Annotated in this window: 15 protein-coding genes; 5 read left to right on the top strand and 10 right to left on the bottom strand. The window is 44.7% G+C overall.

The annotated features are described in order from the left end of the window. Positions 1-328: 328 nt before the first annotated feature. The 6 genes from MYF79_RS08860 to MYF79_RS08835 form a co-directional block, all read right to left on the bottom strand. Positions 329-1,735 (bottom strand): hypothetical protein, encoded by a 1,407-nt coding sequence (locus MYF79_RS08860; RefSeq protein ID WP_247813465.1) that lies wholly within the window; start codon positions 1,733-1,735, stop codon positions 329-331. A gap of 98 nt (positions 1,736-1,833) precedes the next feature. After that, on the bottom strand, positions 1,834-3,147 hold the full coding sequence (locus MYF79_RS08855) for a hypothetical protein (protein ID WP_247813464.1): 1,314 nt from the start codon (positions 3,145-3,147) through the stop codon (positions 1,834-1,836). Continuing rightward, positions 3,044-3,889, bottom strand: a complete 846-nt coding sequence (locus tag MYF79_RS08850; protein WP_247813463.1) for a M12 family metallopeptidase — start codon at positions 3,887-3,889, stop codon at positions 3,044-3,046. Before MYF79_RS08850 ends, MYF79_RS08855 begins: the two co-directional genes overlap by 104 nt. A 431-nt stretch (positions 3,890-4,320) precedes the next feature. Then, positions 4,321-5,130 carry a hypothetical protein gene (locus tag MYF79_RS08845; RefSeq protein WP_247813462.1) on the bottom strand — a complete coding sequence of 270 codons (810 nt, stop codon included), beginning with the start codon at positions 5,128-5,130 and terminating at the stop codon, positions 4,321-4,323. Between the two features lie 65 nt (positions 5,131-5,195). Further along, positions 5,196-6,215, bottom strand: coding sequence for a hypothetical protein (locus MYF79_RS08840; protein ID WP_247813461.1), 1,020 nt, complete (start codon positions 6,213-6,215; stop codon positions 5,196-5,198). A gap of 721 nt (positions 6,216-6,936) precedes the next feature. Then, the gene (locus MYF79_RS08835; RefSeq protein ID WP_247813460.1) at positions 6,937-7,602 is read right to left on the bottom strand and encodes a hypothetical protein; all 666 of its coding nucleotides are present in this window, start codon (positions 7,600-7,602) and stop codon (positions 6,937-6,939) included. Between the two features lie 535 nt (positions 7,603-8,137). Between MYF79_RS08835 and MYF79_RS08830 the strand changes: the two genes are divergently transcribed. Then, complete coding sequence (locus MYF79_RS08830; protein WP_247813459.1) at positions 8,138-8,623, top strand: hypothetical protein; 486 nt, start codon at positions 8,138-8,140, stop codon at positions 8,621-8,623. A 59-nt stretch (positions 8,624-8,682) separates the two neighbouring features. After that, positions 8,683-9,495 (top strand): DUF695 domain-containing protein, encoded by an 813-nt coding sequence (locus MYF79_RS08825; protein WP_247813458.1) that lies wholly within the window; start codon positions 8,683-8,685, stop codon positions 9,493-9,495. Between the two features lie 62 nt (positions 9,496-9,557). Here MYF79_RS08825 and MYF79_RS08820 read toward each other — a convergent pair whose 3' ends face one another. From MYF79_RS08820 to MYF79_RS08805, 4 genes are all read right to left on the bottom strand, one after another. After that, positions 9,558-10,868: a T9SS type A sorting domain-containing protein gene (locus MYF79_RS08820; protein ID WP_247813457.1), complete on the bottom strand. Its 1,311-nt coding sequence runs from the start codon at positions 10,866-10,868 to the stop codon at positions 9,558-9,560. A 331-nt stretch (positions 10,869-11,199) separates the two neighbouring features. After that, the gene (locus MYF79_RS08815) at positions 11,200-13,212 is read right to left on the bottom strand and encodes a hypothetical protein (protein ID WP_247813456.1); all 2,013 of its coding nucleotides are present in this window, start codon (positions 13,210-13,212) and stop codon (positions 11,200-11,202) included. Between the two features lie 45 nt (positions 13,213-13,257). Further along, on the bottom strand, positions 13,258-14,976 hold the full coding sequence (locus MYF79_RS08810) for an alpha-keto acid decarboxylase family protein (RefSeq protein WP_247813455.1): 1,719 nt from the start codon (positions 14,974-14,976) through the stop codon (positions 13,258-13,260). A 325-nt stretch (positions 14,977-15,301) separates the two neighbouring features. Next, on the bottom strand, positions 15,302-16,330 hold the full coding sequence (locus MYF79_RS08805) for a metallophosphoesterase (RefSeq protein WP_247813454.1): 1,029 nt from the start codon (positions 16,328-16,330) through the stop codon (positions 15,302-15,304). 313 nt (positions 16,331-16,643) lie between these two features. Between MYF79_RS08805 and MYF79_RS08800 the strand changes: the two genes are divergently transcribed. The 3 genes from MYF79_RS08800 to MYF79_RS08790 all read left to right on the top strand — a co-directional run bounded on the left by MYF79_RS08800 (position 16,644) and on the right by MYF79_RS08790 (position 22,024). Next, positions 16,644-17,513 (top strand): TIGR02452 family protein, encoded by an 870-nt coding sequence (locus MYF79_RS08800; RefSeq protein WP_247813453.1) that lies wholly within the window; start codon positions 16,644-16,646, stop codon positions 17,511-17,513. 141 nt (positions 17,514-17,654) lie between these two features. Next, positions 17,655-19,388 (top strand): family 43 glycosylhydrolase, encoded by a 1,734-nt coding sequence (locus tag MYF79_RS08795; RefSeq protein ID WP_247813452.1) that lies wholly within the window; start codon positions 17,655-17,657, stop codon positions 19,386-19,388. A gap of 233 nt (positions 19,389-19,621) precedes the next feature. After that, positions 19,622-22,024 (top strand): glycoside hydrolase family 2 protein, encoded by a 2,403-nt coding sequence (locus MYF79_RS08790; protein WP_247813451.1) that lies wholly within the window; start codon positions 19,622-19,624, stop codon positions 22,022-22,024. The last annotated feature ends 183 nt before the right edge of the window (positions 22,025-22,207 follow it).

Below are 22,207 nucleotides of genomic sequence, written 5' to 3'. Positions count from 1 at the left end.
GTATAATTTCTCGCACTCACCGTCCGTCTGCACACTTTCGCCTCATGCTGGCCACAAGCAAAAATAATTAATCTAAACATGGCTACCCCGTGTGTAGGAGCAACAGCTTTATCGCGTCGGCGCACAAGTAGTAGCGTCGCAAATCGCGAATCATTGTAATAAGCCATTATGAAACAAATAAACTGTGTTATAGAACCATTATATAATGGGTAAGCATGTATTATTCGGTTAAGAAAATCGTGGTAAATAACAACACAGCACTCAATTAAATGCCATGAAAGGAATACTGCGTAAGCATGCCTACGTCAACAAGCGATCACCGCATACATCAGAAATTATACTGTACACCTAAATACCATCCCTTCGGTTGCCCCGAAAATTTATAGGTCACATCCTTTTCCAGTTGCGTTGTCGACTCAATGACCTGATCTACCTGCAGGTCCTTAAGTGTGGGCTGCCATGTCCATATACCGCCAGCCGTTAATGCTATTTTAGCCACCGGTACCGCAAAGCCTCCACCGAGCAACATAAACGGCCGTTTTTTGGTAGGATCGATGCCGATCTGGGCGAGCGGTGAGATAAAGCGGCTAGGTGCGAAGGAAAAGTTCAAAAAGGTAGCTGATACAAAATTATCCTTTTGGATGTCGTCTTCAACCACCTTCATATCCTTGTCTACCCCAAAACCTTTCAATGTGGTAGTGCCCCAGAAAGCACCTACGCTCACAAAAATGGTCACTGGATCATATTGCCGAAATTGCAAGCCGCCTTTTTTGGTTTCAGATTTTACTTTATACTCATGATTTTTTTCGTCATACTCCTTCTCCACCAGCGATACCGCCGTATGCAAGCCGTTACCTTCGGTTATTACGATATCTCTATTTTTATAGTACTCCGTTTTCACACCAGGCGTCGTATTGGGAACATCGCCGGGTTTAGCCACAGAAGCCTTCATTGTCGGTAAGATTTCCTTTAGCTTCCCAATTAAGGCTCGGTTAGCAACCAGGGTTGCCAGCGATTTATCCAGGAAGTTTTTGATCTGCGTTTTATAGAAGCCCTCAACCAGCTTATTACTCAGTACAAGTTTAGACAATGCAGTGGAAATGTTGGTGGCATTATTTTCGGCAGGTTTAAAATCCAGTGTCTCAAAGCCATCAATATCACTACTAATACCGGGTAATTGATTAGCGAGATCTTCAGCAGTGTTAATATCAAATAGCTGCTTGAATAAAACGTTGGCCTTTTCAGCTATATCAGTAGCCATATGTTGATCGAGTGAATTTAGATCTGTTTCTATCGAATTGATAGCGGCGATGTCTGCTGACGAGAGAGGTGTGCTCAACTGCCGAAGCATCAGGTATAAAAAAGTGAGTTCCGGACTATTAAAGCCGCTCGGAGGATAGTGCAGCTCCGCTGCGCCATTACCGGGGTCCGGCAGCCCAGCTTTGGCAATCGCCGCTGCACTTGCTTTATTGTCCTTGTTCAAGTCAGTTACCTGCGACCCAAACTGCGCTGCCAGCTTACCTAAGAATTGTTGTACAGCCAGATCACTTTCATTTTTGAAGGTGGAATCTTTCCACTTTAACTCATAATGCAGTGGGTTCATCCACTGAACATACACGCCACATTCATCAGATGTCATCGCAAATTTCTTAAGGTCGCCGACTGATTGGCTTCCAGCTGCGTTGTCTTTGTCTACAAAGGCCCGAAGAGCGCCGTCTTCTATTTTAAGGTACATTTTGCCATCTTTAATTTTTGTGCCCTGTACCAGGGTGTTTTGTGCGTAGATACAGGTATGGCCTAACAGGCTAATGGTCAGCAGAAAAAATATTCGCTTCATTTATTGGTATTTTTTGAAAAAGGTGATAGAATAATGCTTCCGGCCACCTCCTTTGGCGGAGGGATAAACTCCAGGTAAGAGAAGCGGTAGGTATTGAACATGGTCGTGGCGTTTTCAACAATAACCTTGAATTTGATCCACTGTCCAGGCTTTACCATTTTTGTAAAATAATTCCACGCGCCTTCTTCCGGTTTAGGGTGTTGCAGATCTGTTATGTATAGATTATAATTAGTAAAAAGGGGATTAACAGCCCTGTTATATCGAAAGATCCTGACCTTTAGGTCAGTGGATTCTAGCATCCCGCCCAAGTCCTGTTCATATTCGTCATTTCGCAGGTCAATGATCACACCAATCAGTGTATCCCGGTAGACCATTGGACCTACCAGGCTGTCACTCATAAAATAATCGATCATACCCTCACCAACGGTAATCATTGAATCTAATCCACACCCGTCTGTAAAGTCAGAGTGAAAACGGTAAATACTATCACTGCTCAGCAAGTCTCGGCAATCACAGTATCCTTCAGGCATGAAGTTGTTTCTTTCCTGCATGTCAAAGGGCGGCGGCGGAGGGACAGGAATTGTAAACGCCTGGGTATACCCTTTCTGCCAGCCTCGATCAATGGCTGCAGCACGCCTTTCCCTGGAAGGATGCGTACGCAGGTCGATATCGTTTTGTAGATGGACGGAATTCATTATCCAGGTTGAGGCATTTATGTCAGCTCCCATCCTGTATAAAATAAAGCCAGCAAATTCATCGGCCTCCAACTCTTGCCTGTAACGAACCGCCGTATCAGCACTTAGGACGTGGCCATACAACAGGTGACCTGTTTCATGGGACAGAATAAAAATCGATTGCCAGAAAAAGGTACGGGAAACCTTGTCTATTTCATCGATGAAATCCTCGTTGTAAATGATCACTCTCTGACCATCAATGGTAGTGGCGAGGGCATTAGGTACCTTTCCCTGATAGATCGCAATATTCAGATCTATACCGGAATACTCCACCAACTGCCGCATGACGTCTTGTGCCCTTGGACTGGCCAGGGTCAGTTCATAGCGTTTAATGGCAGAATCACCGAAGGGCAAAGCGCCGCAAAACGGTGTCAAGGATAGATCAATGCTTCCTTTGTTATCTGTACCGGGTGCTACAAAGCGTTGCTGGTGACATGCCAGCAAGCCGCACAGAAAAAGCAAGGCCCACCAATTAGCGCCGGTAAACATCTGAAACAAGGCGTTTATCTTCTGGGGAGAGTCGTACGTTAATTGGTGTCGAATAACCGTTGGTAGTAAATCGTGCCGGTATTTCATACATCATGATGGAAGTGGGATCGAACATGCCGGCGTTTAGCTGATTGCGTTGATACCGAAAAAATATATTGTCTTTGACACACTGCACGGTCCAGTAATTTGGATAGTTAAGGTAGTAGGCATATACTGAATCGACATTCCACTTGATTGGGTTGCCATTGGGTAGCTGGTGCTCATGAACCAGGCCAATTGCGTGTCCAAACTCATGGAGAACCACCTGTTCAAATAGCGAGTCTACAGTCTCTTCTTCCAGCCAGCCAAAATTCATTGAAGGACTATGCCCTTTTGAATCAGTGCCAATACGCGACCAGGATGCACCTCGCTGCTGAAAGGAAATTTTAATATCAGCTTCCTGAGACGATGGCACGTAAACAAACTTGGCACCGACAAAAGGCTCCCATTTTGCAGCAATGGTTTTTATGCGGTCCTGGATAGCCGGTATCCCATCGTTGAACCGTACCGTTATTCGTTTGGGCTGACCTAGCTGCCATTTCCATTTATAAGCTGTCAGCACGCCGGCCTGCATTTTCTCGATAGTGAAGCTGTCGGCGGCCTGACTGGGAAACATTTCAGTACACCATCGCGCCGTCGGAGGCACAGAATCGCCGGGCTTTTTAAAAAGAGCGGTAATGGAATCTTCTTCAGATCGGGGCGCTGGGGGTACAGTAGGTTTTGGCTTAGTGTCACAGGCCGCCATCGCAGTAAATACGGCCAGGGATAATGCCACTAATGTTCGTTTCATGTTAGTTGTAGTTAGCGTTATTGTTAGGGGATTAATGCCATTGTGGTAGTACTAAAGGCGACGCCTAGTTGTTAGATTATTGCGGTTGCACGTTTGTAGACATTACAGTTATCTCTCAAAGTATCTTTTAGTGAACAGTGATCAGCACATGAATCGATATCTTCAGAAGGTAGGGAGCTTCAACATCACATTATCAGCGGAAATAGGCGAAATGGAACAAACGAAAAACTAATCTAAAATATGTTTTTTTTAAGACGCAACAAAATGTCTTTGCACTGCTATAGCAATTTGAAAAAAGGACAAATACCGGAAAAACACCTTTTTTTATTATGCCACAGTTTCTTACCATCGGGTTTCGATCAAGGTAAGTGCGCGTTTAGCTGAGTCTTCCTTATACATTTATTTAGTTGCTTACCTAAACGGTTACTTCTTCATGTTAATTGTCTCCTCCTGAACTGCAACCGTGAGCAACCTTTTAACAATATGAAGGGCATTACCCAAACTGAGCTAGAATTTTCTAACACATCGCACAATACACCAACACAATAGCCTTCCTTGCTTAGCACTGGAGAGCCACTGAGTCCTTTCCAGTCAGCTTTGTCTGTGATGATGGCCGGCGCGTTGAACAACAGATAATCTCCAGCTTGAGAAATAAATTTAATATCTTCCTTTATCGTGTTTTCCCATTGCATAGGGATAACATCAATAAGCTTGGCTCTCACTTTACCAAACACAAAATATTCCTTATCCACATTGGGTTCTGCAAAACATTCTTCCATAATTGCAAACTTATTTTCACCAGCTTTTATAAGCTCTCCATTTAGGAAAGAAACTTCATCAGTCAAAAAGGGGTATTGAAGGTTTATGTCTTTCAGCTTACACAAACTTACATCCACTAGTCGAGGCATTTTTTCAGGTTTAAGTAGATCAAATTCTTCCGCATAGTAAAACCCACCTAGAGGGATGATTGGCGTAGACAGCGGGTTGGCAGGATCTACATAGTTTGTGAACACCGAAATGGTATAATCTTTCCAGGTTCTCTGCTCAATTTCGCCATCGGAATCATCCGGATGAATAGTATGATCAGCCGTCACAAAAAACTGTTCATTGCTGTTGTGTCTAACAATAAATCCCGATCCAAATCCAATTGGATGCTCCACCCCCTTATCTTCCGGCGCTGTAATCTGCGTTAGGTATGAGGTCTTTACCATTACTTGGTGTAGTGTTACTTCTTCAGTCATGATGTCATTTATAAAAGAGTGCCAATTAAATCGTGCCAGTAAGAAAAATGCGTTTTCTATAACAATTAGAGAGACAATATTGTAGCATGAACCTTGTCAACATGTACCCAGTTAACGATAATTTCTTTAGGTTTCTTCTTCATTCTGATGAGAATAAAAAACCGGTGCCAAAGCTCAACCAACTTATTCCTTTTTGGTTTCGCAGGATTGACATATCGTTCAAATTCATCCTTAATTGCGTTGTAGCCAGTAATCTGTGTTGTACCATAATACTTAATTTTACCCTCATAATCTTTTATCTCTTCATTCATTGAGTAGATTAACTTTCCTACAAAATGAATAGCATTCTCAATTAAGTATAAACGTTGCAAATCTCCGGTATGAACATACCTATTGGTCCATTCTTCTATCCTAACAATAGTATCAACATTGACTGGAAGCTTTATTCTCGAATCCTTCTTCTTCGCTTCCCTTTTTACAAATTCCCAGGCAACCTGGGTGGAAACACTACGGGTCCTATTACCGTATTTGTCTGTAATGGACTTAAATCCCAAAACCCGTTTACCATACAACTCAATGGTTTGTCTGAGCAAAAAGATAGAAACTGGAAACACTTCTCTCAAATAGGCATTTTTAGGATCGATTGTACCAAAATGTAACATTACCTCAGCAACATCAAATACTTCTCTGGGATCCTGATCTGGTCTAGCCTTCATAACAAAGGACAATCTACTGTGTCGATAGTTTTCCTCACCCACTTTAATTATACTGAATAAGTCATGGGCAACCACACTCAGCAAAAATTCATAATGTTCAAAATTTGCCTCTTTGATGAGTTTATTCAATCGTTCAAAAGTCATTTTTGCGGCGAAAAGATGCTTTTTAAAAACCAGGTCATCCTGCGCTTCAGGCCATTTACTATTAAAAATATGCGGCGTCAACTGATCATCGGAAAATTTCTGGTTTTTCAGTATGAAATCACACAAGCCATCATAGTATATTTTGAATGCAATGAAGGCGTCATATTTTTCTCTGTTACCAATATCCTCGTCTCTTAAGATTTCTAAAAAATTATGAAGGTCCACTTGAAAGGCTTTAGGGTTCAGAGATTGGGGGGCTGATTGTTTTTTATCAAATTATCCTTTTTTATCACTTAATCGAACATGTACGCTCGAAAATCAAGCATACCACCAAGAGCGATTGCGAATCGTTTCTATAAATCAAGTAACAACAATACGATAAAATTCAGTCTTTTTGTGGCCGACACATCCTCAACTGGCAAAAGCGCCGACTACCGGAAGTTATAAATAACCAAATGGCGACCCTTATTATGCTCCCTGCTTTGATTAGCGAGTTCAAGGAAAATCCGGACATCGACAAAGCATTTGACCTAATTCTCTGAATGGTCGGCCTAATGAAAGGCATGTTTTGAGTCGCTTGAGACGAAAAGTTATCCACAGAAAATAGCTCTTTGAAATCGTGAATAGAAAAATTGGCACGGGATATTTTCAGTAACTAAATGGCGGACTCAGCAAAAAGTAGTAATTAGCTTAAAAAGAGCATAAAACGGCCCCTTTTATATGTTTTACGATATGTTTTACACCTTTTTCATAACTAATTGATTTTCAGCATAGATTAAAACCGCATTCAGGCAACTAAAAAGCCCGCTCAATGAGCGGGCTTTTTTTTTAGTCAGCTATTTTACCAGAGCTCACATGGCAATCAGATAACTTATGAATATTATTTTTAAAATAATTCAACTTGAGTCTAATCCCCCTGAAATCTCATGTTAGTTGCCATAAAGTGTCAGAACGAAAATTGTTTCCACTCTTTGTTTTCTTTTCTGTCAACAATTTCAAGCATTTCAAACTTTCCTTTACCAGTTTTTCTAACCCTATTTTCTTTATCGGGTTTCATGAAGTCAACATCAAATGTGCAGCGTCCAATTTGTGTCCACGTATTATTTTTCAGGCTGAAAGCAATCAATGATTTAAATCTGCTTACACAGCTTGAATAGAAAATGCAAATTTCTGTTATGCCGTCTTCGTCAATGTCACCAATCGGAAATAAGTTGTCGGGATGGCAACAATAAGAGTCAGTATATAGTCGTGGCAAAGCCGGGTCAAAGAAATAATATGAATCGCCGTCGTCACAATAATTAAACGGCGGCATTACAAAAATGGTGTCAGGTATTTTGTCGCCATTTATATCTCCAATAGTTTTGAAACCCTCAAAACCTTCTTTTAGAGTTGTGTCTTCGTAGGCAATAATTCCACATGTGTCGGCTTGATAAGAGTAGACAAGTTCCTTTATTAAAAAAGATTTGTTAGCAAACAAACTGTCACCATAAAAATTTATGTTTTCATTGAGTTTTTTTAACAGGCTATCCTTATTTACTTTTTGAACGATTGTTGTTGGTTGGCTTTGCTTGTTGTCAACCTTTGGTTCCTTGCAAGAGAACAAGATTGTCAAAAGGAAACTTGTCTGTATGAGTTTCTGAAGTATCACGGTTTTATAGCAGCTAACTCTAAAATAGACGCAATTCTCCAACTTTCAAAGTATTTAATATTGACCTGCCAACAAGAGTTTTTATAGCCTGGCATCCATCGGCAGAGCAGATGATGGTGGAACGTTGTTGATCCGTAAAGCTAATCCTGCACCTCATCATAAAAAACTGTAAAGTTTTTTTAGCACTAAAGACAGCTCACCCCAAAAACTGTAAAGTTTTTCTGTACTAAGACAATTCCCTTTCAGATACCGTCTTGATGCCGCTTTGATACCGCTAATCTTACGTTAATTCTACGTTCCTGAACGTAAGATTAACGTAAGATTAGCGGTATCAAAGCGGTGTCAGGACGGCAAAAAGTAACATTGAAAACATCACCATAACAGTTGCATTTTTGTATAAAAATTGGGAAAAAGTAATTGCCTAACAAATCCAGCATCCGAATAGGTTCCCATCTTCACGCTTTTGCAGTTCGTCCTCACGTATTTGCAGTTTGTATACATGGATTTGCAGGTTGTACACATCGCCCGGAATGAAGTTATTAATCGCGCTAATATTGTGTCAGCAATCGGGATCAACGGAACTGCGCCTAAAACAGGAGGGAGATGCCTCCTGTTTGACCTGGTGATCATGATTGTGATTAAACCACATTTTTTTATCACTAAACTTATTACTATGGCATTAGCAAAAGCAAACCTTTACCAAGGGAGCATCCGGTACTGTGGAGATATGATGAATTTTCAGAAAGGGGAAAATAGCGTCCACAATGAAGATCTGGGCTATGTTATGAGCATTGATGGAATCAGAGCAATTAGCCCTGCGAAGGATTTCATCACAACAATACCTGTCCATCATGAAAAGTCACTCGTCGACCACGAGGATAAAGGATCCATTTTAGTTAATGGTATTGTCCGTAAGCAGGAGTTTGACGTAAGCCGATCTTGTTTGAAGACCAGGGAGATATTAACGAATCACGAATACCCATAATCAGCCATTTCCATTGTCAGGTATTTTCCGGAATTTACCTGCCAAAATACCAGACAAAAATGAATAGCCATATCCGCCTTATACTATCCATTATTCTACTATCCCTGCTCTCTCCCTCCCTCCTCGCCCAGCAGGCAAATTTTGACGCCTATAAAGCCCAATACGACCAGGGAGCCGGCAACACCGTCTTCAACAAAGGACTCAAACAAACGGCACCTGTCAGCGGCTTTTCATTTGTGCTTATAACAGGGGTGAAATTCAAAGATTGCGATAAAGGCGTGCCTACAGAAAAAGAGCAGGCTAACCTGGACAGGGTATCCGACTCCGTCTATGCCAATGTCACCAGGCATGTAAAGAATATCATGGCTGGGACATTCACTTATCAGTGCGAACGGCTGGAATATTACTATATCGTGGATACAACAAACATAAGGGAACGTCTGGCAACGCTTTTTCAAAAATATTTCAGTGCTTACGAAGCTAATATCAACATCAAACCTGATAAAGACTGGGACGCCTACCTGAAGTTCTTATATCCCAATGCAGAAACGCTGGAATACATGCAGAATGAGAAAATACTATTGGCACTGGAAAAGCAGGGTGATAAGCTGGAAAAAGCAAGACGCGTTAAGCACCGGATAAACTTCACTACGGAAAAGGACATGGATTGCTTTATTTCATATGCCACGCAACAGGGTTTCAAAGCAGAAACAAAAGGGAAAGACACCAAAAGTGAACTGTTCAAACTCCATATTTCCCGAACAGATAAAGTGGACCTGCCATCCATCAGCACCATCACTACTGAATTGAGAAAAGAAGCAAAACAATGTAACGGCATATATGATGGCTGGGAAACGACAGTAGTAAAATAATAAGAAAGCCCGCTGCAAATCGCAACGGGCCTTTTACTAAGCGGGATCCGCCATTATCACGCTTATTTAGTATATACCATTTTCTTGCTTTCTATAACCCTTCCATCTACTTCCAGGCTATAAATATAAGTACCGGCATTAACGCCATCCAATGTCAAAGTAACACTGTTACCGCTATTACCTTTCAGGTCAAAACGTCTGATCTGTTTACCGCTCAGGTCGGACACCGTCAGATATGCTTTTGAAGCTGAGCGTGGATAAGCATACTTAATAGTTGTGCTGCCATTGAAGGGGTTAGGCGCATTACCAAGAACATAAGACTCACCCGAAGTATTTGCAGCTACCTGCAGACTGCCGCTTTTAATGGCGGCTAACTGGGCCTGTACTTCTGCCAGTGTCTGTTTTAAAGCATTCACTTCCTGTTGCAGGGCTGCTACATCTTCACCTGAACCAGCAGTTTCCGCAGCACGTGCACTGCTGGTATTACTTCTGTATACATACCCGCTGTCATCTACTACCAGTACTCTGCCAGTACCGGAAGGCAGGTTCTGGAAACGCACATTACCGTTTACATGCAATTTTGCTGAGGGATTAAGGGTATTGATACCCAAATTACCATTGCTGTTCAAACGGGCACGCTCTACGCCGTTAGTACCTGAAGCATCCACTCCTACGCCAAATACCAGGCTTCCGCCGGCGGTAATGGCATGAATAACAAAATCGCCCACCTGGCTGGTGTTAACAAAAGTGCCTAATCTTGTCGATAATCCTATCCTGGCATAAGGACTGTTAAAAGGCGGAGCCGTCGGTTGAACAGGATTCAGGTTAAAATAAAGAGAAGGAGCACGGCCGGAAAGGAACACATTGTTATCCTCGACATTTGGGTTGCTGTTGTGCACATGCAGCAATTTAGCTGCCTGACTTACACCGATACCCACATTACCGTTGGACAGAATAGTGGCTTTTTCTGTGTTGTTGGTTCTGAATACCAATCTGGCAGTATCCAATGTTCCAAGAAAATTAGATGCCGGATTTGTTCCCGCATTACCGGTTAATAACCACCCGGCGCCACCGCCTACAGAGGCAACATCTCTCCAGAATAAACGGCCACTGGTATCTTGTACCAACAGGCGGCTGAATGTATTGTTCTGCGTAATACCTGCGAAACGCACCGTTCCGGTTGTATGCAGTTGGGCAGAAGGAACATTGGTGCCTATGCCAACAAACAGGCTACCAAATTTCAGGGAATCATTTACAGCGTACAGTCGCTGTCCGGTAGCATCTGCTACCCAGCCCTGGGCGGAGGCTGCAAAAGTGGTTAACATGCCACATAGGGCCATAAGCATGGCTTTCCTCGTAAGGATCTTCTTCATAGTATATATTTAGGATTAAAAAAACAGGGTATCCGTGCGAAAGCACTACGGGTAACTAACTATTGAGATTTTTTTGTGTAAAATAAATGGTTATTGGTCATTAGAAGTCCTAATGGGTTAAACAATTCAATGCATCAAATGTACGAAAAAAAAGCGCACCCTGCAAGAAAAATCGGGAGAAAAAAACACACTCGATCAGTTCATTTATTATTAGGGAATAATGACATCAGCATCACGAAAATAATATGACATTAAGAACGAAAATACATCTCAAAAACAAGGAAGCCCGCTGCATGAATCACAACGGGCTCCTGTTTTTCACAAGCAAAAATCATTTCCCGCAAGGGCATATAAACGGATAATGTGTATTATCTATGAGCGGCTCGATACCAAAGAAATCATTCAGCACTGATTCTGCCGTACAATATGCGCCTTCCACCCAGGCCTGGTCATTCGAATACGCTTCTCCTACAATGAAGATATTCGCATCCGCACCCGGTATCAGTTGCGATGGTTTCCTGATCTTCTGCTGCACATCACAAACGTCATAGTGCGCAGCATAGGCATGATAGCCCGCATTGAACGGTGGTAATGACCAGTCCATATACCGTGCTTCCAATGGCTCAGGAACGAAAGTATAATCTGCCGCCGGACCATAATGCACCGCTGCCAGTTGCTTACGCAGCATCTTTACCATGATGTCCGGCACTGTACGCGGCCCGTCCAGCGTTTGCAGGTCCTCGGTAGTAGGTATGGTACGCGCCCGTTCAGGTCCCAGTTCTAATTCCCGCCAGAAGGCAGTGAACTGCTCATCGTCGTAAGCCGCCAGTAATCCGTATACTTTCTCGCCACTCTGGTCCAGTGCATTGTTACCAAAATAAACGACCTGCCGGATAGGCGTATCGGTAACACTTGGTCCGATAGTATTACGCTCTGCGGCGGCCAGCAGCTGTTCCTCCTGCGGCACTGTCAGTCGTGCCTGGATAGCATGCTCCACTGCCTTGATAAAATCCACAGCAGACGCATAAGGTTCTTCCAGTATATTATTCTCCGGATCGGCCATGGCATTCAGGTAGCCCTGCGGAAATCCCTGCGACTGCAGGTTATTGATAACCTCCTGTGTCACTTCGTAAGCATTGATCTGTGCAGGGTAAAAAGCAGCATTATCCCCGCTATAATTATTTGCCCACCATGGATCTTTAAAGAACATACCTACCTTGTAGGAAGGCTGCAATACAGCCGATTCCAGATACAGCTGTACCTTGCTATCGTTTAACACGTCAGTACCTTTATGGTCTTCATAACGGGTAGCCTGGGCCACCAATTCGATAGATGCCCTGGGCATTGCCATCCATGCTGCATTGGTGGTAAAAGTACCGCTCTTTTTATTGGGATTTGAACGGGTAGCCGTACTATACTGCACTTTACCATCGTCTGTTGCCAGGACGGAATGCAAACGTGTATTAGGCTGATAATTAAAATTCACACCTTTATCTTTTGCAAGTTGCCAGATAGCATCAAATAAGGCATTGAACATGGTGGAATATCCTGTTTTCAACGTCCTGTATTCCGTGCCCGGTGTAAATTCATTATTTGCCTGGAAAGCCACCGCCGAGTTCCAGTTGATCACATTGGAAGTATAACCATTGCCATCATTCGTATAGCTATATCCCTCGGAACCCAGCTGATCGAACATCAGGTTCCAGTAGCCGATATCGCTCAATTTATCCCCCTTCTTAAAAATAGAAGTGTCCGGCAGATCTGCCTTGATCACCCCATTCTGATAGAAATTACACCATTCCATCCTTGTTGAAGGACCGGAACTGGCAGTAACAGCCAGGTTCTCTACCGTGTTGAACCCCGTATCAGGAGAGTCCGATGCGGCATAATGATCTGCATTATAGGGGGCAGGCTTGCTGGATGTAATGTCATTCAGGTACATATTCTTTGTACGCAAATAGAACAGCGGATTGGTAGATTCATTAAATGGCACCGACAATGGTTTCAATCCAAGCTTTTCAATAACAGTTGTTACCAGGCGGTGCCCCCCACTCTTACCATCGTTATTACCATCCCAGTAAGAATAACGCATCCCTCCTACCTCCAGGTACGATTTATTCGGATCATCTTTATAATGCCATGTACACACACGTGCGCCAGCCGCACGTGTGCCCTTATTATCGTCATTAAAGGCATACTCGCCCCAGTCAAAGAGTTCCAGGGTATCGCCTGATTGCAGTTGTTTAGCTTTGCCAGATTCGCTGTTTGCAGAACCATTGAGCAGTCGCCATGCGGTATAAAGTCCGGCAGCGCCGGCGCCGAAAATAGAATAGGTTTTAGCCATAGATGTATGGTTTAATGTTGTTGAGAGTGTATTGATATCTGAGTGTTATTCGAGACCAAGGCGTCGCATCTGCTGCGGAAGATCTTTTTCAGGGATCACGACTTCCACCAGCGCAGGTACATCTGTCAGTTTGTTGATATCGCCCAATGCCTTCACCAGTTCGTCAATGGTAGTGACACGATATCCTTTCGCGCCGAAGGCCTGTGCCAGTGCCAGGTAGTCCCACTTAGGCAGGATATCGAATGTATCAAATTTGTGTTCCGGGCCGGGTTCAAAGGCGTCCATATTCACATACACCTGCTCAATGGCATATACGCCGTTACTCATGACAAAGATCACTGCATTGAGTTTGTTCCTCGCCAGTGTCGACAAGGACTGGCAAACCATCATAAAACCACCATCCCCTGCTACCGTCCATACCCGCTTTCCGCTGCCAAGCTGCGCCCCTGATGCTGCCCCTGTTTCATACCCGATGATCTGCCAGGCTGCTGACGCCAGGAAGCTGTTCTGCGGCAGCCCATAGGCATTTGTAGCCACATACATGGCAGAGCTGATACCGAAAGTCCAGACGATATCCTTCAGCATATTACTGTCATTCAGGAACTTCATGGCATGCTGGAAGAAACGGTTGTAGGTGATCACCTGGGGCTGATCATTCCAACGGGGATCGGAATTAGACAACCAGGGCTCCGGATAGGGAGGTTGTGGCGGCGCTTTTACCTCCAGCGGGTAAGGCTTCCCCTGGGCTTTAAAACGGGTTGTCAGCGCCTCCATGAAATCGCGCATGGTCACGTTCTCATAGGTGAAATATCCAACCCTGATCGACTCCGTTGTGGCTAATACCATATCAGCATATTTGTTCTCGATAAACCAGAGATAATCGTCAGTCATGATAGTACCCAACGTCAGGAAACAATCTGCCGCCGATACGAGATCCAGCACATGCTGAATAGACGCCTGGTCGGAATAAGTGCCGATGAATTTATCCCCGCCTTCATCCAGCACTGTTTTACCCAGGCTGGTGGTCGTGTACAGGAAACCGCTTGCATCGATCAGTTCCTGTAAAAGCGGCGACAAACCATGACGCAACACTTCCACTCCTGCAAAGATCAGTGGATTCCTGGCCTGGGCGATCTGCGCCCAGGCAGCGCTAACGGCATTCTCCAGGGCAAGAGGATCGCTTTGGGGAATAATGGGTTGCAATATAGTGTCTGATGGCGGTGGACAGGGTTCACCCCATACTTCCTTATAACACTCGATGAATACCGGTCTTTTGTGGGTCAACGCCGCAATCAGGAGATTGTCTATCTTTTCAGCAGCGCCGGCAGAGGTACTAAGCGTTTCACTGGCTACTGTTACCTGGTCATACACTTCCTGGTCTGCCGCCAGGTTGCCCGTAGAATGATGGTATAATACATCATACATCTTTGTGATCTGGCGTGCATCTGATCCCGGCGTTGCCGAGATAACAACAACGGGACTACGCTCTACATAAGCGCCGCCAATGGAGTTCAATGCTATAAATGTACTTACACCGTATTGCAGGGACACGGCGCCAAGTCCCCTGGTCCTGCCATATGCATCGGCAGCATAGGCAGCATCCAGCTCATTGATACAACCAATGGCCTTAACGCCATCAAAATGCTCCAATGCCTGGGTAAAGTGTTTAACATAGTCGCCGGGTATCTGGAATACCTCGGTTACATTCAATTGTTTTAACCGGGTTAAAAGATAATCCGCAACGGTAAAGGTGGTGTTTTGCATGAATGATGGTTTATTATTCATTTGAGAGTTACATACAATAGGGTACGGTATTACAGCCGGACATACCGTCCGGGTCTTAAACAATAAGATGTATTTTCTTTACAGTCTGCGATTCTCAGTAAAAGCGCGTGCGCTGCACTACATCAACGGAAATAATGTTCGTGATGCGATAACAGCAATGTTATGATGTTAAAAATTGTTGATGATATTAGAACTTGAGGTCTGGTTATATTAAAGCAAAAAGGTTATCTGAGCACATCTTGTGCATTGAAATTAGAGCAATTTTATAAAAAAACAAAAACTTCGTTTGGGGCCTTATCCGGATTTAATCATTTCTTACAGGAACAACTGTCACTCCCAATGTCCTTGCAAGTTCCATCACTTTGCCAGGCGTATTAAGACTCTTTTGCATATCTTCTATCTTCAGATTATTTGCCTTACTCTTAAACAGGTATGCCTTGAACATGTACTGAGTAGCAACTTTAGAAAAGTCTGCCCCATGTGCTGACTCCAGCTGCGCCACCAAAACAGCCAGCGCATCCATGATGACGGGATATAATGCCGTAAGCCCGGATGCCCGGCTTTCAATATCCGCCAGGAAAGCCTTTACCTCCGGCACTTCAATGTAAGCCAGTTTATCCAGCTGCTTTCTGATAGAGTCAAAAGACATATTCTCCCAATCCTTCGCCCGCAATACGGGTATCTGCCAACTGGCCTGTTCTTCTTTCCAGTGATCTTTTTCAGCCTTCACCTGGTGCACAATGAAACCAGGCAGCTCAATCGCCGTGAGATATCCGCCATGACAAGCCCCGGTATCAATGCCATATGTATTGTTCCTCACTTCCGGCATATCGCCGGCCACATGATGACCATAAATAACCGGCTTTATTCCCTGGTATTTATTTACCCATTCTGCAGATGTTCCATATTTCTTTTCCAGGTATCTGTCGCCCGCAGTCGATCCGGACAATACATCCTCTCTTTGCGCCTCCAATGCACAGTCATGTTCAAAAGCAGCATGTACAATAACAGCATCCTCTGTTTCATGATAATAAGCAAGACCAGCACACCAATCCAGGAACGCAGCATACTCTTCGCCAAATTGCAGTTTTACGATCTCCTGCGCATAACTCAAGACGCCATACTGATGTTTGCGTTCATGATTGCCCGCAATTACAATGCTATTAGGCCGGTTCCTGAAATAATGATACACTTCTTTCGACTTTCCGCCGCGGTCAATGATATCACCAACAGAAATAAGCAGATCGTCCTCTTTTAGCCCGATACGGGCGGTTAAACGGATTAACTCATCATAACAGCCATGGATATCTCCAACAACGAATGTGCGGCTCATATTGCGGTATTAGGTTTAGGGAATGGTGAAATTACAATAATTATCTATCCGCTTAACACTGAACATTATTTCACGCAAGCAATCTTACTTAGACCTCCACAAGAGGTCATTGATATGCTCAAACCGATTGACATTGTTGCCGAAATTTTTCCGGGACACAGAAGCAAATATCTATCAGCCACTTAGCCATCATTACAGTCTATTACCCATTGGTTCTCCCCCTTCCCAAAGCTCACTTCCACAAAAAAAATTTGACTGTTTCATAAAAATACTTTCACTTTGCGTCATAATAACACAAACAAAATATACCCCTATGAACAAAAGTGCAAGAGTGGCTATTGCCTATGAAACACTGGACATCCTGGCCGCAGGACAGTACCGGAACAAGCGACAGGAATTGGTGGATATCAGTAAGGACCTCAGACACGCTGTAGAAAATACTATTCACTACAAACCCGAAGACTTTGAAAAAGTGTTCATCGCAAGGGACGCCCGGTTGAAAGATATTCCTGCCGGCAACTGCCGCATTGAAGTAACTGATGAAAGCACTTTTGCTGCTGCGCGCAGACTGGTGGTAAGTGAAGGAGAAGAAAGTGTATGCTGCCTCAATTTCGCCTCTGCCAAAAACCCCGGCGGCGGCTTCCTCGGAGGTGCCCAGGCCCAGGAAGAAAGCCTGGCAAGGGCCAGCGGGCTCTATCCCACGCTGAAGCAACATGCTGAAATGTATGAAACGAACAGGGCATACAGAAGCCTCCTGTACACCGAGCATATGATATACTCGCCTTCAGTACCCGTTTTCAGAGATGATAACGATCAGCTGACGGACAACCACTACCTGGTTTCCATCATCACATCTCCTGCTGTGAACAGAGGAGCGCTGATGACCAACGAACCTGACAGCCTGCCAAAAATTGAAAGCGTGATGCTCAACAGGATAGAAAATGTCTTGTCAGTGGCTGTAGCCAATCAACAGAGCTCGCTGATACTCGGCGCCTGGGGCTGTGGCGTATTCAGGAACCGTACAGAAGACGTAGCTGCCTGGTTTGCACATCATCTGCTGAAGAACGAGACCTTCAAACATGCATTTAAACACATCGTTTTCGCTATCTATGATTCTTCAAAAAAGAAGAACACAGCTGATGCATTCAAAGAACAGTTCGGCCATTTCAATCCCATTGGTTAACCCACCGGAATGCAGGTTTACAGCCCGTGTTCCGGTTCACATTTGTTTCATCCCTGCTGTTATCTCCACAGATATTCTATTCCGCCATATATCCCCGGCCGATATCCTTTTCTTAATTTCGGTCAGAGAAAAGAATGGCCGATGAAAAATTTAGTATACATATTTGCGATACTGCTGCTACATTCTACCGCCGGCAAAGCCCAACAAAAGACATATTGCAATCCCATCAATATAGACTACGGCTTCACGCCTATTCCCAACTTCTCCGAAGCTGGCAGGCACCGTGCCACAGCCGATCCCGTTATCACACTTTTCAAAGGCGATTACTACCTCTTTTCCACTAACCAATGGGGTTACTGGTGGAGTAGCGATATGTACAACTGGCATTTTGTACCCAGGAAATTTCTCAAACCTTATCATAAAGTTTATGACGAACTCTGCGCGCCCGCTGTATTTGTTTTGGGAGATACGTTACTGGTGATCGGCTCTACCTACGAAAAGAACTTTCCCATTTGGATGAGTACCAATCCCAGGACAGACAACTGGAAAGAAGCTGTTGACTCTTTCCAGGCTGGTGCATGGGATCCTTCCTTTTTCCTTGACGATGATAACCGGCTCTATCTCTATCATGGTTCCAGCAACACCTATCCGCTGTATGGCCAGGAAGTGGACCGCCGTACTTTACAACCCATCGGAAAACGGCAAGACCTTATTAAACTCCACGATGAACAACATGGATGGGAGCGTTTCGGTGAATATAATGACAACAATTTCATGCCTCCCTTTATGGAAGGTGCATGGGTCAATAAACACAATGGCAGGTACTACCTGCAGTATGGCGCTCCCGGCACAGAGTTCAGCGGTTACGCAGATGGCGTATATATCAGCGATCGCCCGTTAGGGCCTTTTACCTACCAGTCCCATAACCCTTTCAGTTATAAAGCGGGAGGCTTTATCCGCGGCGCAGGACATGGTGCTACCTACCAGGATAAATACCATCATTGGTGGCATGTTTCCACCATGGTCATCAATGTGAAAAACAATTTTGAAAGAAGGATCGGCATCTGGCCTGCAGGATTTGATAAAGACGATATTCTTTATTGCAATACCGCCTTCGGGGATTATCCCTATTACCTGCCTACGGAAAAAGAACAGGGACATTTCACCGGCTGGATGCTCCTGAATTATCAACACCCTGTTACTGTATCTTCGACCCACGGTGCTTATTATGCCAATAACGCCGTGGACGAAAGCATAAAGACTTACTGGTGTGCCGCCACCGCCAATACCGGAGAATGGATTCAAACCGACCTGGGAGCAGTATCTACCGTCAATGCGATCCAGATCAACTACGCCGACCAGGATGCTGACATATTGGGTAAACGCACAGATATCTATCATCAATACCGCCTATGGCAATCTGCTGACGGCAGGAACTGGAAATTACTGGTGGATAAAAGCCGGAATAAAACCGATGTCCCGCACGACTATTTAGAACTTCCCCATCCTGTCAGGACCCGTTTCATAAAACTGGAGAACATCCATATGGCCAATGGGAAATTCGCCATCAGCGGACTACGGGTATTCGGCAAAGGCAATGGCACCCCTCCCGCTGAAATAAAGAACTTCATGGTACTCCGGCAGCAATCCGACAAGCGGAATGCCTGGCTGAAATGGTATCCCTCAAACGATGCCTACGCCTGTAACATCTATTACGGCATTGCCCCCGACAAGCTGTATACCAGCATCATGGTTTACAACGCTTCTGAATACTACCTGAAGACACTCGATAAAAATACCACCTACTATTTTTCCATTGAGCCCATCAATGAGAATGGCGTTGGCAAAAGGAGCCCGGTGATGAAAGTAGAATGATTATCAGTGATTTTCCATATCTTTATTCCAGACAGCTCAAAAGAAGGAAGTTAAGACCAAAACAATCTCCACCGAAGAAAGACGGCAGCACGTTACCATTTTACCAATAAATACTTATTGAATTTGTGACACCTCAAAGATGATCTTTTACCACCCACGACGTAATCGATTACCAGACAAGGATAGCTTATCTAAAACACAATAAATCAATTAATAACCAATCATTTACAACAATGAACCTGTCTAAGACTGCTAGTGTATGTTTTTTGAGTGTCGTGCTTGGTCAAGGCCTGATGGCGCAGACCAACTGGCAAGTCCAGCCCACAACTATCAAGACCCGTTGGGCTAAGGAAGTTTCCCCTACCAACGCTTTACCTGAGTATCCCCGTCCGCAGATGGTCAGGGAGAACTGGCAAAACCTGAATGGCCTGTGGAGCTATACCATCACGCCTAAAGATGCAGCCATGCCTTCCGGCTATGAGGCACAGATCCTCGTTCCCTACCCGCTGGAATCTGCCCTGTCAGGCGTAAAAAAGCCTTTACAGCCCTCGGAAAACCTCTGGTATAAACGCACCTTTACCAAACCTGCCCTCAAAGACGGCGAGCACGTATTGCTGCATTTTGGCGCCGTTGACTGGCAGGCCACCGTATATGTGAACGGCAAAGAAACAGGCAGCCATAGCGGCGGTTACCAGGCGTTCTCACAGGATATTACCTCCGCGCTGAAAGATGGCGAAAACGAGATCGTGGTAAAGGTGTTTGACCCTACCAGTGAAGGCATCGGTCCACACGGTAAACAGGTGCTCAACCCGGCTAATATCTACTACACCCCCACCTCCGGAATCTGGCAGACAGTATGGCTGGAAACAGTGCCTGCTGTCTACATCTCCGGATTGGTCATGACACCCGACATTGACAAAGGCGTCCTGAATATTACCGTAAATGCCCCTGCGGGCACAAATGTTGAGCTCATTGCCAGCGATGCAGGTGCTGAAGTCAGCAAAATAAAAGGCAAGGCAGGAAGCGCCTTGAAACTGCCTGTAAAGAACGCAAAGCTGTGGTCTCCTTCGAATCCTTTCCTCTACGACCTGACCGTAAAACTTACCAAAGGCGGCCAGACCATAGACCAGGTAAAGAGCTACTTCGGTATGCGTAAGATTGCTATTCAGAAAGATGAAAAAGGCGTGGACCGCATCTTCCTCAACAACCAGGCTTACTTCAACCTGGGTACCTTAGATCAGGGCTTCTGGCCCGACGGGCTGTATACTGCCCCCACCGACAATGCGCTAAAATTCGACATAGAAGCCATCAAAGCAATGGGCTTTAACACCATCCGCAAACACATCAAGATAGAACCTGCCCGTTGGTATTATCACGCCGACAAATTGGGCATGCTGGTATGGCAGGATTTCGTAAACCCTAACCAGGGCCTGCCGGAAGGCGCTAAAGCGGAATACGAGAAAGAGACCAAAGAAACACTTGAGCAGCTGCACAATAACCCTTCTATTACAACCTGGGTGATCTTTAACGAAAAATGGGGCGCGTACGATCAGCAGCGTATCACCGAATGGGTAAAGGCGACAGATCCGTCCCGTATTGTGAATGGTCACTCCGGTGAAATGTTATATGTCAATGAACAGCTTCGCAGTCCATCTCCCAACGCCTGGGTAAGTGCCGATATGACGGACGTTCATTCCTACCCAGACCCGATGAATGCACCTGCTGAACCAGGCAAGGCAAGGGTACTTGGTGAATTCGGCGGTATCGGTGTATTCATTCCCGAACATCAGTGGAATACCGGTAGCGCATGGGGTTATATCCAGGAGAAAGCAGCGGGCCTTGCCACCAAATACACGATCATGAATCAGCACCTGAAATTGCTGGAAGCAGAAGGTCTTTCAGGTTCTATCTACACACAGCCATTTGATGTGGAAGGAGAGCAGAACGGTCTGCTTACCTACGACCGTGAAGTGATCAAGATCCCCTTTGAGCAGATGCGCAAGATCCATTCACCGCTGAATCCTGACCTGGGCGCCATTCCCGCGGTAACAGCTAAAAATGCTGATCTTACTGATCCGGCAGAAGTATACAGCAAAATGCTACAAGACTACATCAATGGCCGCCGCGATCCGGAATTCCTGTTCAAAATGGCCATGATGGCACAACAGGCGGGCGATAAGAACGGCGCCAACATTGCGGGCGGCGCATACATCGCTACCTTACAGGCCCCTTATACACCTGAACAGCTGGCTCTCATTCTGCAGTTCACCTCCAGTACAAAGGATAAGGGTTTCAGCGTATTACAGGAACAGTTACAATCCAACAATTCCAAACTGGAAAAAAGGCCTGTTACTGTTAAACTGATGAACATTGTGTTCAAAGACGTGATCGACCCGGTACTGCAGAAAAGCGGAGATACTCCTGACTGGAACGCAATCGCCAATAGTATCAAACCTTACGGTGAACCAGGTGAAGAGATCTTCCTGAGAGCGAAAACAGTGTATACATTTAACAAACAGGATTGGTCAAATTATGCATCCGCGGCTAACACCTACCTGGAGAAATATGGCCAGAACATTCCTGAACAGGAAAGGAACATGTTCCGCCAGGCTATCAACAATAGCAAAAACCAATAACGGATAACTATCAATCTATAGTGAATACAGGTAATACTGCAAAAATTAATACGCAAAAATTACCTGTATTCACTTCCCTATATATCCGTCATTATGCCTTATAATCTGCCTGTCGGTCACAATCCCCTCCTTCCCCACACGCTTCATACGCTTCCAAACATTTATAACCACGCTTGGCTACCT

It is taken from the genome of Chitinophaga filiformis, from assembly GCF_023100805.1.
GTDB lineage: Bacteria > Bacteroidota > Bacteroidia > Chitinophagales > Chitinophagaceae > Chitinophaga > Chitinophaga filiformis_B.
Note: the sequence above shows the minus strand (reverse complement) of the source record. Positions and strands in the feature narration are given on the sequence as shown.

Excerpts from the sequence above, each read along its gene's own strand:
- MYF79_RS08850 (WP_247813463.1), bottom strand. The coding sequence starts at position 3,889 with ATGAAACGAACATTAGTGGCATTATCCCTGGCCGTATTTACTGCGATG.
- MYF79_RS08830 (WP_247813459.1), top strand. The coding sequence starts at position 8,138 with ATGGATTTGCAGGTTGTACACATCGCCCGGAATGAAGTTATTAATCGC.
- MYF79_RS08820 (WP_247813457.1), bottom strand. The coding sequence starts at position 10,868 with ATGAAGAAGATCCTTACGAGGAAAGCCATGCTTATGGCCCTATGTGGC.
- MYF79_RS08790 (WP_247813451.1), top strand. The coding sequence starts at position 19,622 with ATGAACCTGTCTAAGACTGCTAGTGTATGTTTTTTGAGTGTCGTGCTT.
- MYF79_RS08860 (WP_247813465.1), bottom strand. The coding sequence starts at position 1,735 with ATGTACCTTAAAATAGAAGACGGCGCTCTTCGGGCCTTTGTAGACAAA.
- MYF79_RS08825 (WP_247813458.1), top strand. The coding sequence starts at position 8,683 with ATGAATAGCCATATCCGCCTTATACTATCCATTATTCTACTATCCCTG.
- MYF79_RS08810 (WP_247813455.1), bottom strand. The coding sequence starts at position 14,976 with ATGCAAAACACCACCTTTACCGTTGCGGATTATCTTTTAACCCGGTTA.
- MYF79_RS08800 (WP_247813453.1), top strand. The coding sequence starts at position 16,644 with ATGAACAAAAGTGCAAGAGTGGCTATTGCCTATGAAACACTGGACATC.
- MYF79_RS08815 (WP_247813456.1), bottom strand. The coding sequence starts at position 13,212 with ATGGCTAAAACCTATTCTATTTTCGGCGCCGGCGCTGCCGGACTTTAT.
- MYF79_RS08845 (WP_247813462.1), bottom strand. The coding sequence starts at position 5,130 with ATGACTGAAGAAGTAACACTACACCAAGTAATGGTAAAGACCTCATAC.
- MYF79_RS08805 (WP_247813454.1), bottom strand. The coding sequence starts at position 16,330 with ATGAGCCGCACATTCGTTGTTGGAGATATCCATGGCTGTTATGATGAG.
- MYF79_RS08855 (WP_247813464.1), bottom strand. The coding sequence starts at position 3,147 with ATGAAATACCGGCACGATTTACTACCAACGGTTATTCGACACCAATTA.
- MYF79_RS08795 (WP_247813452.1), top strand. The coding sequence starts at position 17,655 with ATGAAAAATTTAGTATACATATTTGCGATACTGCTGCTACATTCTACC.